Origin of the sequence: Thermomonas sp. (genome assembly GCF_025993755.1) — a bacterium.
Taxonomy (GTDB): Bacteria; Pseudomonadota; Gammaproteobacteria; order Xanthomonadales; family Xanthomonadaceae; genus Thermomonas.
The window spans coordinates 1-14,077 of record NZ_JAMQHN010000149.1 but is presented as its reverse complement, the minus strand read 5'-3'; the positions used below and the strand labels follow the sequence as shown (position 1 = coordinate 14,077).

Genomic DNA, 14,077 nt, shown 5'->3' with positions numbered 1-14,077 from the left:
CGATGCGCCACCTGCGACCCCTGCTGTTGACCGCGCTTCTGGCGTTGGCCGCCTGCGGCAGTGACAAGCCGAACGCGATCCCCGCACTGCCGTCCGACCTGACCACCTTCACGGTGGCGCGGGCCGACGGCTCCCTCCAGGGTCGCGGCTGGGACGGCGTGCTTGAAGCGGTGCAGCGCGCCGACCTGGCGGCACAGACGGCGGGCCGGATCAGCGCTGTGTCGGTGGACGTCAACGATCGTGTCCGCGCCGGCGACGTGCTGCTGCGGATCAGCGCGGTCGAACAGGACGCCGGCGCGAATGCCGCCCGCGCGCAGCTGGCGGCAGCGCAGGCGACCGCGACGGAGGCCGAGCAGAACTATCGTCGCTATGCGGCGCTGGCCGACGGGCAGTTTGTGTCGAAGGCGCAAATCGATCAGGCGCGCGCGGCGCGGGATTCGGCGGTGGCGGCGCGTAACGCCGCGTCCGCCAATCTGGCGCAGGCGGCGCAGCAAATCGCCTACACCGTGGTGCGTTCGCCGTTCGACGGCGTGGTGGCGCGGCGCGAGGTCGAGCCGGGCGAAACGGTCGCGCCAGGTGCGCCGCTGCTGAGCGTGTACGCCCCGGATGCGCTGCGGATCGAGGTGGCGGTGCCGCAGACGCGGGCCGACGCGATCCGCCGCAATCCCGCGGCCAGAGTGCGGCTGGCGGACGGCCGCGAAGTGGCGCCGGCCGAGGTGACCGTGTTCCCGGCCGCCGATGCGGCCAGCCACAGCGTGAACGTGCGCGTTCGGCTGCCGGCGCTGGATCCGCAACCGGCGCCCGGCACCACCGCCAAGGTGGAGTTCGCCGCGGACCCCCGCAGCGATGCCGGCTCCGGCGGCGCCGGTGGGACCTCGCCGGCCGCCCTGCGCATTCCATTCTCCAGCATCGCCCGGCGCGGCGAGTTGACCGGCGTGTACGTGGTGCAGGACGGCCGGCTTTTGCTGCGCCAGCTGCGTCTGGGCGGAAGCAGCGGCGGAACCGTGGAGGTCATTTCCGGGCTCGAACCGGGTGACGTGGTGGCGCGAGATCCGGTGGCGGCGACCGAAGCGATCGCGGCCCAGCGCCGCGCGGCGGAGGGCGGGCGTGACTGACGCCGCGCGCCTCGGCATCTCGGGCCGGCTGGCGGCGGCGTTCCAGCGCAATCCGTTGACGCCGATTCTGGCGATCATGGGCCTGCTGCTGGGCCTGCTGGCCGTGGCCATCACGCCGCGCGAGGAAGAGCCGCAGATCGACGTGACCATGGCCAACGTCATCGTCCCGTTCGATGGCGCCAGCAGCCGCGACGTCGAGCAGTGGGTGGCCACGCCGCTGGAACAGAAGCTGGCCGAGATCGAGGGCGTCAAGCACGTCTATTCGATCAGCCGCCCGGGCATGGCGGTGCTGACCGTCGAGTTCGAGGTGGGCGTGGCCCGCCAGCCGGCGCTGGTGCGTCTGTACAATCAGGTGTTCTCGAACGCGGATTTCATTTCCCCGCTCGCCGGCGTCGGCCAGCCGATCGTCAAGCCCAAAGGCATCGACGACGTTCCGGTGATGGCGCTGACGCTGTGGAGCGACGATCCACACATCGACGCCACCGCGCTGGCGGAAGTGGCGCACACGCTGGAAGCCGACCTCAAGCGCATTCCGGGAACTCGCGACATCTACACCCTCGGAGCGCCGGACCGCAGCGTGCTGGTGACGCTGGACGCCGCCAGGCTGGCGGCCTATGGCCTGGGTGCGAACGATCTGGCGCAGGCGCTGCAGGCCGCCAATCTCGTGCACCAGCCGGGCGAACGGGTGGATGCCAGCGGCCGCGCGATCCCGGTGACCGCCGGAAGTTACCTGGCCAGCGCCGACGATGTCGCCGGCCTGGTCATCGGCAGCCGTGAAGGCAAGCCGATCCTGCTGTCGGATGTGGCGCGGATCGAGGCGCGCGGCGACCTGCCCAGCCAGTACGTCTGGTACGGCGCGCCGGCTGGACGCGCAGGTCCTGCCGCGGGTGTCGCGCCGGCCGTCACGATCGCGATCGCGAAGAAACCGGGCAGCAACGCCTCGGACATCACCGCCGCCGTGTCCCGCCGCCTCGCCCGGATCAAGGGCGAGCTGATCCCGCAGGGCGTGAACGTCAGCGTGACGCGCGATTACGGCGTCACCGCCAGCGACAAGGCGCAGAAGCTGATCCAGAAGCTGGTCTTCGCGACCTTCAGCGTGGTGCTGCTGGTCCTGTTCGCGCTGGGCTGGCGCGAGGCGATTGTCGTTGGCAGCGCGGTGGTGTTGACGCTGGCGGTGACCCTGTTCGCCTCGAAGATGATGGGCTTCACGCTCAACCGCGTCTCGCTGTTCGCGCTGATTTTCTCGATCGGCATCCTGGTGGACGACGCCATCGTGGTGGTCGAGAACATCCACCGACACATGGCGCGCGGCGGCAAGACCCTGTTCGAGGCGATTCCGCCGGCGGTGGACGAGGTCGGTGGGCCGACCATCCTCGCCACCTTCACGGTGATCGCGGCGCTGATGCCGATGGCGTTCGTGTCCGGGCTGATGGGCCCGTACATGCGGCCGATCCCGATCAATGCGTCGGTGGGCATGCTGCTGTCGCTGGGGATCGCGCTGACCGTCACGCCGTGGCTGTCGCTCAAGCTGCTGGCGCGGCACGGCAGCGCCGGCGAGGGCGAGCATGGGCACGGCGCCGAGGAAAAGCAGGCGAGCCGGCTGCACCGGCTGTTCGAACGGCTGATGACGCCCTTCCTCGCCGGCAAGCGGGCGGGCCGCAGGCGCGGGCTGCTGTTTGCGGGGATGGCCGCGCTGGTGGTGCTGGCGGCCTCGCTGGCGGTGTTCAAGCTGGTGGTACTGAAGATGCTGCCGCTGGACAACAAGTCGGAAGTGCAGGTGGTCGTCGACATGCCCGAGGGCAGCACGCTGGAGCAGACCAACGCGCTGCTGATGGAACTGGCGGCCAAGGTCGATACCGTGCCGGAAGTGCTCGACTATCAGGGCTATGCCGGCACCGCTGCGCCGATCAATTTCAACGGGCTGGTGCGGCAGTATTTCCTGCGCAGCGGAAACAACGTCGGCGACCTGCAGGTCAATCTGGTGGACAAGCACCAGCGCAGGCGCCAGAGCCACGAGATCGCGCTGGCGATGCGACCGATGCTGGCGCAGATCGGCAGGAAATACGGCGCTTCGGTGAAGGTGGTGGAGGTGCCGCCCGGCCCGCCGGTGCTCTCGCCGCTGGTGGCCGAAGTCTACGGTCCGGACTACGCCGGCCAGCGCAAGGTGGCGATGGCACTGGCCAGCGAGCGTTTCGCCACCACGCCCGGGATCGTCGATCTGGATACCAGCGTGGAGGCCGATGCGCCGCGCGAACACATCGTGATCGACCGCGATCGCGCCGCGCGGCTGGGCGTGTCGTCGTCAGACATTGCCGACGCGGTCGCGATGGGCGTAGCCGGACTGGATGCCACCTATGTCCACGATGGCGCCTCGAAATACCCGCGCCCGGTGCGGCTGCGCCTGCCGGCGCAGGACCAGGCCGCGCTGTCGTCGCTGCTGGCGCTCCAGGTGCTTTCGGCGCACGGGGCGCTGGTGCCGCTGTCCGAACTGGTGACCGTCGAGCAGGCGCATTGGGAAGGCGCGATCCAGCACAAGGATGGCCTGCCGGTGGTCTATGTGATGGCCGACGAGGCCGGCAAGCTCGACAGCCCGCTGTACGGGATGTTCAGCATCGTCGCGCAGTTGCGTGATCACGCGGTGGCTGGACAACATCTGGCGCAAACCTTCATCAGCCAGCCCGACGATACCAGCGGCTATGCGGTGAAGTGGGACGGCGAATGGCAGATCACCTACGAAACCTTCCGCGACATGGGGATCGCCTATGGCGCCGGTATGGTGCTGATCTACCTGCTGGTGGTGGCGCAGTTCCGCAGCTACCTGGTGCCGCTGGTGATCATGGCGCCGATTCCGCTGACGGTGATCGGCGTCATGCCCGGGCACGCGCTGCTGGGCAAGCAGTTCACCGCCACATCGATGATCGGCATGATCGCGCTGGCGGGCATCATCGTGCGCAACTCCATCCTGCTGGTGGATTTCATCCAGCAGGAGACCGCGCGCGGCGTGCCGCTGGTCGATGCCGTGATCGACGCCTGCGCGGTGCGCGCCAAACCCATCGTGCTCACCGGCGTGGCGGCGATGCTGGGCGCGCTGTTCATTCTCGACGACCCAATTTTCAATGGCTTGGCCATTTCGCTGATCTTCGGCATCCTCGTCAGCACGATCCTCACGCTGGTCGTGATTCCATTGCTGTACGTCACGCTGCTCTCGCGCCTGCGGGGCGGCCATCGGGAGGCTGAAACATGAGTGGTGAACACCCGCTGCACGTCGTTCTTGAACAGCAGGGCCCCTACGCGTTCCGGATCGATTTCGAGGGCGCCGCCTTTGCGTCGCTGCGGAGCGACGAGGCGCCGCCGCTGGGCGCGGGCGAGGGCCCCAATCCCAGCGAACTGCTGCTGGCCAGCATTGCCAACTGCCTGTCGGCCAGCCTGCTGTTCGCCCTGCGCAAATTCAAGAATGCGCCGGCGCCGATCCGCGCCGAGATCAGCGCCGCCACCGAGCGCAATGCCGAGGGCCGGTTGCGCATTCCGCGCGCCAGGGTGTCGATCCGCCTTGCCGAGCCGGCCGCGGGCATCGAGCGGTTCGACCGTGTGCTGGCGCAATTCGAGCAGTTCTGCACCGTCACCCAGAGCGTGCGCGAAGGCATCGCCGTCGAAGTGGAGGTCATCGACGGCAACGGCGTTGCGCACCCGGCTGGCGCGAGTGGTTGAATGCACCATTTCGACAGGAGACCCCGCGTGCGCCGGATCACGACCGCTGCTGCCCTGCTGCTGTCCATGCTGGCAGCCGGCTGCGCGCATGCGCCGTCGCCGTCGGCCGTCGCGCCCGCGGTCAAGCTGATGCAGCCGCTGCCGGGGCTGTACACCGCCGGCCAACCGGCTGCGGCCGACTGGGCCGCGATCCGCGCGCTGGGCGTGCGCACCGTGATCAACCTGCGCGCGCCGGAGGAAGAGGCGGGCCGCGACGAGGCGACGGAGGTGCGCGCCGCCGGGATGCGCTATCTCGACATTCCGGTGGCCGATGCCGCCGCCATCAACGTGGACAACGCGCGCCTGCTGCACGCGGCGCTCGCTCCCGGTCACGGTGGCGGCGTGCTGGTGCATTGCGCCAGCGGCAACCGCGCCGGTGCGCTGCTGGCCCTGGAACAGGCGGATTTCGACGGACTGGCGCCGCAGGCGGCGCTGGAACTGGGGCGCAGGGCTGGCGTCACCAAGATGGAACCGGTGTTGCAGCGCGCGCTGGGCATTGCGCCCTGAGGGAGGCGGGATGGGGACCGATCGCATCACGGTGGTGGGTGCCGGCTTTGCCGGACTGACCGCGCTGCGCGCCCTGCGCAAGCAATCGCGCGAGGTCGAGCTGACCCTGGTCGCACCCAGGGCCGAGCTGCACTACCTTCCGGGCACGATCTGGATCCCCTCGGGCAAGCGCCGCCGGGAAGACCTGATCCTGCCGCTGGACAACTTCCTGCGCCGCAACCGGATCCGTTTCCACCAGGCCAGTGCCACCGGGCTTTCGGAAGACGGGCGCCTGCTCCGCACCGACGCGGGCGATGTCCAAAACGACGGCCTGATCATCGCCAGCGGCGCGCGTTTCCTGCGCAAGCTGCCCGGCATCGAGCATGCCGTCATTCCCTGCGAAGGCGTCGCCGCCGGCGAGGCGATCCGCGACCGGCTGGCCGCGCTGGACGGCGGCACCCTCTGCTTCGGCTTCGGCACCAATCCCAACGAGCCGATCGCCATGCGCGGCGGCCCGGTGTTCGAGTACGTATTCGGCATCGATACCCTGCTGCGCCGGCAGAAGCGCCGCGACCGGTTCCGGCTGGTGTTCTTCAGCCGCTCGCAGGCGCCAGGCCAGCGCTTGGGCGAGCGCGCGGTGGAAATGATCCTTGACGAGATGCGCCGGCGCGGGATCGACACCGTGCTCGGCGAAAAACCGCAGCGGATCGATGCCGACGCCGTGGTGCTGGAACGCACCCGGATCGAGAGCCAGTTGACCTTGTTCATGCCGGGACTGACCGGACCGGCGTGGCTGGACAACACCGCACTGCCGCGTTCGTCCGGCGGGTTGGTGCAGGGCGATGCCCAGTGCCGGGTGCCGGGGGTCTCCTGCACGTTCGTCGCCGGCGACGGCGGCAGTTTCCCCGGTCCCGACTGGATGCCCAAGCAGGCCCACCAGGCCGACCTGCAGGCCGAGGTCGCGGCGCGCAACCTGCTGCGCGCGCTGGCCGGCGAGCCGGTCGAGGAGACCTTCAAGTCGGAACTGCTGTGCATCATCGATTCGCTCGATGGAGGTCTGCTGGTGTCGCGCAAGGAAGGCCGGACCCGGGCCATGCGGCCGACCGTGTTCGCGCACTGGGCCAAGGCGGCGTTCGAGAAGCGCTACCTGCGCCGCTATCGCTGACTTTGCGCCGCGCGGTGCGTCGGGGCACATCCCGGCCCAGAGCCGAAGAGGCTCAGCAGCAGCTTGCACTGATGGCCGTCGAGTGGCTAGAATACGCGGCTCACTACCGCTTCAACGCAGGTTGCACACCATGAAAGCCGGCATCCACCCCGAGTATCGCGACGTCGTTTTCCAGGATGTCACCTCGGACTTCAAGATCCTGACCCGTTCCACCATGTCCAGCAAGGACACGATCAAGTGGGAAGACGGCAACGAATACCCGCTGATCAAGGTGGAAGTGTCGTCTTCGACCCACCCGTTCTACACCGGGCAGCACAAGATCGTGGACACCACCGGTCGGGTGGACAAGTTCCGCAAGCGCTACCAGAAGTAATCCCGGTTCTGGTGCGGCTGCCGCCCCATGTCGGGCGTCGGCGCCGAAGTCCGCCGGAGTGTCGAATGCCGCGGCCGCCCATGGGGCGGCCGTCGCGTTTTCCGGGCCGGTGCCTCCGCGCATCGGACCTTGGTCGGACATGGCGCCCACGGGCGCTATGCGATAATGCCCGTTCAACATGCGCTGGCGCATGGACTGCGGTCCGGCCGGCGCGCCCCACAGGAGTTGCAACGTGTCCGAATTCGATCAGATGAACCTGAGCGCCGGCGACAAGTCGGTGGTCTTGCCGGTGCTCCACCCCACCCTGGGCCAGTCCTGCGTCGACATCGCGAAACTGCCGAAGGAAACCGGCTGCTTCACCTACGACCCGGGCTTCGGGGCCACGGCCAGCTGCAAATCGGCGATCACCTACATCGACGGCAACGCCGGCGTGCTGCTCTACCGCGGCTATCCGATCGAACAGCTGGCCGAGCATTCGAGCTTCACCGAAGTCGCCTATCTGCTGATGCACGGCGAACTGCCCAATGCACAGCAGCTGGCCGAGTTCGAAGGCGAGGTGACGCATCACACGATGATGCACGAGGCGTTCCGTACCTTCCTGTACGGTTTCCGCCACGACGCCCACCCGATGGCGATGCTGACCGGGATGCTCGGCTCGCTGGCCAGCTTCTACCACAAGGATCTCAACCTTGAAGATCAGGTGCAGCGGCGTCTGGCCGCGATCCGGCTGATCGCCAAGGTGCCGACCATCGCCGCCGCCTGCTACCGCTATTCGGTCGGCTGGCCGATCCGCTATCCGCGCAACAACCTGCCGTTCACCGACCGCTTCGTGCACATGATGTGGGAAGTGCCCAGCGAGCCGCTGAACCTGAATCCGATCGTGGCCAAGGCGCTCGATCTGCTGTTCATCCTGCACGCCGACCACGAGCAGAACGCCTCGACCTCGACCGTGCGTCTGGTCGGTTCCACCGGCGCCAATCCCTACGTCAGCGTCGCCGCCGGCGTGGCCGCGCTGTGGGGCCCGGCGCACGGCGGCGCCAACGAGGCGGTGCTGAAGATGCTGGCCGAGATCGGGCGTCCGGACAACGTGCAGTCGGCGATCGACCGCGCCAAGGACAAGACCTCGGGCTTCCGCCTGATGGGCTTCGGCCATCGCGTCTACAAGAACTACGACCCGCGCGCGGCGCTGGTGCGCAAGATGACCCACGACGTGCTGGGCGCGCTCAAGGTCAGCGACCCGCTGCTCGACGTGGCGCTCAAACTCGAGGAGGCCGCCCTCAAGGACGACTACTTCGTCGAGCGCAAGCTGTACCCGAACGTCGATTTCTACAGCGGCATCATCTACAAGGCCCTGGGGATCCCGGTGGAGATGTTCACGGTGATGTTCGCCATCGCGCGCACGGCGGGCTGGGTCAGCCACTGGCTGGAGCAGCAGAACGATCCCGAGGCGCGGATCGGCCGGCCGCGGCAGATCTACACCGGTTCGGTCCGGCGCGACTACGTGGGGATCGACGGGCGCTGAAGCGGCGACCCCCTGTGGCTCAGCCGCGGTCGTAGCCGGCGATTTCCGATTCGGTCAGCAGCGCGCGCAGCTGCGCCGCCGAGGCGCGCCGCTGCGGGCGCTCGTCGATGCCCGACAGCGGGGCTTGCCGCAGGCAGTCCAGCGGCAGCACGGTGAGGTCGAAGCTCAGATCCTCGGCGGTGAACAGCCAGACCGGGGCGTCGTGGTCGCGCTGGCGATCCAGCCGCAGCCGGCGGCTGCGCGCTTCGGCGGGAATCCGGTGCTCGGCGAGCCAGCGCGATACGGCTTCGGGATCGTCGCTGTGCAGGTGCAGGCCGACCGGCGCGTGCGCGTCGGCGGTGCCCTCCAGCACCGGGCCGACCAGGCGCGGGGAGAACGGCGCGAAGAATTCCAGGGCGTGCAGCGCGGCCTCGCGGCGGCGGTGCAACTGGCCGGGCTGGTCGTCGGCGCGGAACAGCCGCTGGTATTGGCGCAGGGCGTCCTCGATCTCGCGGTTGCGCGGCAGCGCGGCGTCGCCTGGGAACCCCAGCCGGCGCGCGGCCTTGAGCTTGGCCTGATGGAAGTCGCGGATCCCGTCCTCGGCCATCAACCGGGCGGCCTCGTGGGCAAGCCGCTGGCGGCGCTCGCGGGTCCGGGTTTGCGCGTGCACCTGGGCGTGGACGAACGGGCGGGCTTCCGGCATCGCGCTCCCTCCTGTGGCCACACACAGTAGGGGACTGTACCCGAGCCGGGGCGGGCGTGCACCCGCGCTTCCCGAACCCGCGGTCAGAAGATGTCGAACGCCTCTTCGCTGGGCGTGGCGGAATCCTCGCCGCCGTAGCCGGCTTCGGATTCGTTTTCCATCTGCTGCAGGTCTTCGACCTTCACCCACTCGGTGATCCCGCCGCTGCCGGGAACCAGCCGCCCGCCGGCGCTGACGCTGACCTGGACCATGCCGGGCGGCGGTTCGACCACGCGCTGCGGCTGATCCTTGAGGGCCACGCGCATGAAGTTGATCCAGATCGGCAGTGCGGCGCGGCCGCCGTATTCGCCACGCCCCAGCGTCTTGAAGTCGTCGCGGCCGACCCAGACGGTCGTCACGTAGGGGCCGCCGTAGCCGGAGAACCAGGCGTCGCGGTAGTTGTTGGTCGAACCGGTCTTGCCGCCGATGTCGTCGCGGTTGAGCACCCGGGCGGCGGTGGCGGTGCCGCGCTGGATCACGTCGTGCATCATCGAACGGATCTGGAAGGCCACGCGCGGATCGATCGCCAGCGGCGCCACGACCATGTTCGCCGGCGGCGCGCTGGGAGCGACGTCCGGGCTGGTCTTGGCCGGCTTGCCCGTGCCGGGTTTTGCGGTTGTGCCGGAGGTGGGCGCGTCCGGGCTGGCCGGGCTGAGGTCGAAGCCATCGATCTGTGTCGGCGCCGAAGTCGGCTGCTGGCCTCCGCCTGCCGCGGAGCCGATGCCGGCGCAGCCCGGGCAGGCGGACGGCGGTTGGGCCTTGAAGATTTCCTTGTCGTCGCGGTCGCGCACGCTGTCGATGAACCATGGCGTGGTCAGGAAGCCGCCGTTGGCGAAGGCGGTGTAGCCGCGCGCCACCGACAGCGGGGTCAGCGACGCGGTGCCCAGCGACATCGACAGGTTCGGCGGCAGGCTGGCCTCGTCGAAACCGAAGTGGGTGATCGCCTTGCGCGCGTAGTCCACGCCGATCGCGTCCAGCAGCCGCACCGACACCAGGTTCTTCGATCGCACCAGGGCTTCGCGCAGTCGCATCGGGCCGGAGAACGAGCCGCCGTCGTTCTGCGGCCGCCAGACCCGCCCGCCGCGGTCACGGAACACCACGGGCGCGTCCAGCACGATCGAGGCCGGATTGAATCCGCGCTCGAAAGACACCGCGTACAGGAACGGCTTGAAGCTGGAGCCGGGCTGGCGTCGGGCCTGGGTGGCGCGGTTGAACTTGTTGCCGGCGAAACTGAAGCCGCCGACCAGGGCGCGCAGGGCGCCGGTGTCGGCATCCAGCGAAACCAGCGCCGACTGGGCGGCGGGAAGCTGGTCCAGCTCCCACGCCGGCGGCGCATCGGGCTGGGCGGCCGGCAGCCGGCGCACGCGCACCACGTCACCGGGCTTGGCCAGCGCCGAGGCGGATCGTTGGGTCCACGCGATCGCCTTGCCGGACAGCGCCAGCGGCGTGCCGTCGGCAAGCACGACATTGAGCGCGCCGCCTTGGCTGCCGGTGACGACGGCGGGCAGCAGGCCGCCCTGTGGCGGAATGGCGTGCAGCAGGAGGCCGATGGCGGCGACGTCGGCGCCGGCCGGGATCGTGACCGTCTCGGTCGGAGTGCGCCAGCCGTGGCGATGGTCGTACTCGCGCAATCCGTCCACCACGGCGGCCTGGGCGGCGGCCTGCAGGGCCGGATCGATGGTGGTGGTGACGTGGTAGCCCTGGTTCAGGACATCCTCGCCGTAGCGGTCGATCATTTCCTTGCGCACCATCTCGGCAACGTAGGGCGCATAGACCTCGATCGGCCGCTCGTGCGGGGCGGCGTGCATCGGTGCGGCGCGGGCCGCGTCCAGTTCGGCGCGGGTGATGAAACCCAGTTCGAACATGCGCGGCAGGATGTAGTTGTCGCGGCGCTGGCGGGCGCGCTCGGTATTGGTGATCGGGTTGCCGCTGGTCGGAAACTTGGGGATGCCGGCCAGGGTCGCGGCTTCATCGACCGTCAACTGGTCGAGCGGCTTGCCGTAGTAGTACTCGGACGCGGCGCCGATGCCGTAGGCGCGGTTGCCGAAGAAACTCTTGTTCAGGTAGAGCGCGAAGATTTCGTCCTTGCTGAGCTCGCGCTCCATCTTCATCGCCAGCAGCATTTCCTCGAACTTGCGGCGGAAGCTGTATTCGGAACTGAGGAAAAACTGCTTGGCGACCTGCTGGGTGATGGTCGAACCGCCGGCCACGCGCTCCTGCCCGCCGGTCTGGATGAGCAGCCACACCGCGCGCGTGACGCCCTTCACGTCGACCCCGTGGTGCTGGTAGAAATGGGCGTCCTCGGCCGCCAGGAAGGCCTGCCGAACCCGCTGTGGAACTTGCGACATTTCAACCGGATAGCGGCGTTTCTCGCCGAACATGCCGATCAGCCTGCCGTCGCGCGCGTAGACGTACATCGGCTCCTGCATTTCGACGTGCCGCAGCACCTGGACGTCCGGCAGCCTGGCGTTGACCGAGTAGACGAGCGCGGCAACCCCGGCCAAGCCCAGCAGGCCCAGCACGAATGCGATCAACAGGAGCCTGCGCAGCAGGCGAAAAAAACGGGCCATCGGGACGGGGTGGATTGCAGCGGGCGAAGCTGCGGAGTATAGAGTAGGCGTGATGCCGACAGTCGGTTAGGATAGGGGCGCCGGCAGGACTCCAAGGGGCGGGGACGGGACGCGAAGGGGCGCGTCCGGAACCCGGGAGCAAGAAAATTTTGCCGGATGGGTTGCCAATACGTGAAAAGTCCGTTATTCATGTAATACAGCGCATGGTGCTTGCAAGCACCCGTGGGAAGGGGAGATACCGTGGGTCTGGGGACAAAGACGCAATCGCCGTTGATCGGCGTTGACATCAGTTCGACCGCCGTCAAGCTGCTGCAGCTGGCGCGGACCGGCGATCGCTACCGCGTGGAGCACTACGCGGTCGAGCCGTTGCCGCCGAACGCGGTGGTCGAGAAGAATCTGGTTCAGGTCGAGGCCGTGGGCGAAGCCATCCGTCGCGCGGTCGCCCGCTCCGGCAGCCGGCTCAAGCAGGCGGCTGCGGCGGTGTCCGGCTCGTCGGTGATCACCAAGTTGATCACGATGCCCGGCTCGCTCAGCGAGGACGAGATGGAATCGCAGATCGAACTGGAGGCGGTGAACTACATCCCGTATCCGGTCGAGGAAGTGAACATCGACTTCGAGGTGCTCGGGCCCGTCACCGGCAACGCCGAGATGGTGCAGGTGCTGCTGGCGGCATCGCGCTCGGAGAACGTCGAGATGCGCGCTTCCGCGCTGGAACTGGGCGGGTTGACCGCCAAGGTCATCGACGTCGAGGCGTTCGCAATCGAAAACGCGTTCGCGCTGATGGCCGGCAGCCTGAATGTGCCGCGCGACGGTCTGGTGGCGCTGGTGGATGTCGGCGCGACCATGACCACGTTGAACGTCCTGCGTGGCGGCCGCAGCCTGTACACCCGCGAGAACGTGTTCGGCGGCAAGCAGCTGACCGACGAGGTGATGCGCCGCTACAGCCTGAGCTACGAAGAAGCCGGTCTGGCCAAGCGTCAGGGCGGGTTGCCGGAAAGCTACGAAATCGAAGTGCTGGATCCGTTCAAGGAAGCGATGGTCCAGCAGGTCAGCCGCCTGCTGCAGTTCTTCTACGCCGGCAGCGAATTCAACCGCGTCGACCAGATCGTGCTGGCCGGCGGCTGTGCCTCGATCCCCGGCATCGCCGCGATGGTCGAAGAACAGCTGGGCATTCCGAGCGTGGTCGCCAATCCGCTGGCGCAGATGACGCTGGGGCCGCGCGTGCAGGCGCATGCGCTGGCGCAGGACGCGCCGGCACTCATGATTGCCTGCGGGCTCGCACTGAGGAGCTTCGACTGATGGCAAAGATCAATCTGCTCCCGTGGCGCGAAGAGCGTCGCAAGGCGCGCCAGAAGGAATTCGTCGGCATGCTGGTGCTGTCGGTGCTGGCGGGCATCCTGCTGACCGGCCTGATCTACACGCTGTACAGCGGCCGGATCGCCAACCAGAACAGCCGCAACGCCTACCTGCAGGACCAGATCACCCAGGTCGACGCCCAGATCAAGGAGATCGAGCAGCTCGACGCCAAGAAGGCCAACCTGCTGCAGCGCAAGCAGGTGATCGAGCAACTGCAGTCCAACCGCTCGCAGATGGTGCACCTGTTCGATTCGCTGGTACGCACCATTCCCGACGGCGTGGCGCTGTCCGCGATCAAGCAGGAAGGCAACATCCTGACCCTGACCGGGCGCTCGCAGTCCAACGCGCGGGTCTCGACCTACATGCGCAGCCTGGAGAGCTCGGGCTGGATGACTCATCCGGACCTCGACGTGATCGAGGCCAAGGACGGCAATCCCGGCCTGCCTTACGAGTTCACGCTCAAGGTGACGCTTGCCGATCCCAATGCGCCCAAGGATGAGGACAGCGAGGACGGGGATGCGGCGCCCGCCGCCGCGCCGGCACCGGCTGCAGGAGGGTCCGCGTCGTGAACGACAAGAAGATCAATTTGCGCGAACTGGACATCAACAACATCGGCAGCTGGCCGCGCAAGGCGCAGCTGGGCTTCTGCGCGATCGTCGCCGTGGTGATCGTGCTGCTGGGCTGGTGGGTGGTGATCCGCGGTCAGCAGGATGAACTGGGCCAGCTGCAGTCGCAGGAAGCCGACCTGAAGTCCCAATTCGAGACCAAGCAGGGGCGCGCGGCCAATCTCGAGCCGCTCAAGCAGCAGCTTGCGCAGATGGAACAGCAGCTGCAGCAGATGCTGCGCCAGCTCCCCAGCAAGACCGAAATGCCCGACCTGATCGTCGACATTTCCCAGACCGCTCTTGCGACCGGCATCCAGACCGACCTGTTCCAGCCGGGCCCGGAAACCAAGCAGGAGTTCTACGCCGAAAAGCCCATCACCCTGCGGATGGTCGGAACCTACCACCAGTTCGGCGCGT

At 68.2% G+C, this 14,077-nt stretch carries 12 protein-coding genes; 10 read left to right on the top strand and 2 right to left on the bottom strand.

Annotation, left to right across the window (positions count from 1 at the left end; all coding sequences use genetic code 11):
- Positions 1-2 precede the first annotated feature (2 nt).
- The 7 genes from Q0X16_RS10660 to Q0X16_RS10630 all read left to right on the top strand — a co-directional run bounded on the left by Q0X16_RS10660 (position 3) and on the right by Q0X16_RS10630 (position 8,408).
- Positions 3-1,115: an efflux RND transporter periplasmic adaptor subunit gene (locus Q0X16_RS10660; protein WP_297834064.1), complete on the top strand. Its 1,113-nt coding sequence runs from the start codon at positions 3-5 to the stop codon at positions 1,113-1,115.
- Positions 1,108-4,359, top strand: coding sequence for an efflux RND transporter permease subunit (locus Q0X16_RS10655; protein ID WP_297834062.1), 3,252 nt, complete (start codon positions 1,108-1,110; stop codon positions 4,357-4,359). The genes Q0X16_RS10660 and Q0X16_RS10655 overlap by 8 nt, the downstream gene beginning before the upstream one ends.
- Positions 4,356-4,823, top strand: a complete 468-nt coding sequence (locus Q0X16_RS10650) for an OsmC family protein (RefSeq protein ID WP_297834060.1) — start codon at positions 4,356-4,358, stop codon at positions 4,821-4,823. The genes Q0X16_RS10655 and Q0X16_RS10650 overlap by 4 nt, the downstream gene beginning before the upstream one ends.
- A 27-nt stretch (positions 4,824-4,850) precedes the next feature.
- A complete protein-coding gene (locus tag Q0X16_RS10645; RefSeq protein WP_297834058.1) occupies positions 4,851-5,369 on the top strand; it encodes a sulfur transferase domain-containing protein in 519 nt (172 codons plus the stop codon).
- A gap of 10 nt (positions 5,370-5,379) precedes the next feature.
- A complete protein-coding gene (locus Q0X16_RS10640; RefSeq protein ID WP_297834055.1) occupies positions 5,380-6,513 on the top strand; it encodes an FAD-dependent oxidoreductase in 1,134 nt (377 codons plus the stop codon).
- A 130-nt stretch (positions 6,514-6,643) separates the two neighbouring features.
- The gene (locus Q0X16_RS10635; RefSeq protein ID WP_297834015.1) at positions 6,644-6,886 is read left to right on the top strand and encodes a type B 50S ribosomal protein L31; all 243 of its coding nucleotides are present in this window, start codon (positions 6,644-6,646) and stop codon (positions 6,884-6,886) included.
- Positions 6,887-7,118: 232 nt separating this feature from the next.
- Entirely contained in the window at positions 7,119-8,408 is a 1,290-nt protein-coding gene (locus tag Q0X16_RS10630) for a citrate synthase (RefSeq protein ID WP_297834013.1), read from the top strand.
- Between the two features lie 19 nt (positions 8,409-8,427).
- Here Q0X16_RS10630 and Q0X16_RS10625 read toward each other — a convergent pair whose 3' ends face one another.
- Positions 8,428-9,090, bottom strand: a complete 663-nt coding sequence (locus Q0X16_RS10625; RefSeq protein ID WP_297834011.1) for a hypothetical protein — start codon at positions 9,088-9,090, stop codon at positions 8,428-8,430.
- Positions 9,091-9,173: 83 nt separating this feature from the next.
- Entirely contained in the window at positions 9,174-11,699 is a 2,526-nt protein-coding gene (locus Q0X16_RS10620; RefSeq protein ID WP_297834010.1) for a penicillin-binding protein 1A, read from the bottom strand.
- Positions 11,700-11,939: 240 nt separating this feature from the next.
- On the opposite strand from Q0X16_RS10620, the gene Q0X16_RS10615 reads away from it, so the two are divergent.
- The 3 genes from Q0X16_RS10615 to pilO form a co-directional block, all read left to right on the top strand.
- Entirely contained in the window at positions 11,940-12,998 is a 1,059-nt protein-coding gene (locus Q0X16_RS10615; protein ID WP_297834007.1) for a pilus assembly protein PilM, read from the top strand.
- The gene (locus tag Q0X16_RS10610; protein WP_297834005.1) at positions 12,998-13,624 is read left to right on the top strand and encodes a PilN domain-containing protein; all 627 of its coding nucleotides are present in this window, start codon (positions 12,998-13,000) and stop codon (positions 13,622-13,624) included. Before Q0X16_RS10615 ends, Q0X16_RS10610 begins: the two co-directional genes overlap by 1 nt.
- Positions 13,621-14,077: type 4a pilus biogenesis protein PilO (pilO, locus tag Q0X16_RS10605; RefSeq protein WP_297834003.1), on the top strand; the 457-nt coding region annotated here is incomplete at its 3' end. The genes Q0X16_RS10610 and pilO, both read left to right, overlap by 4 nt.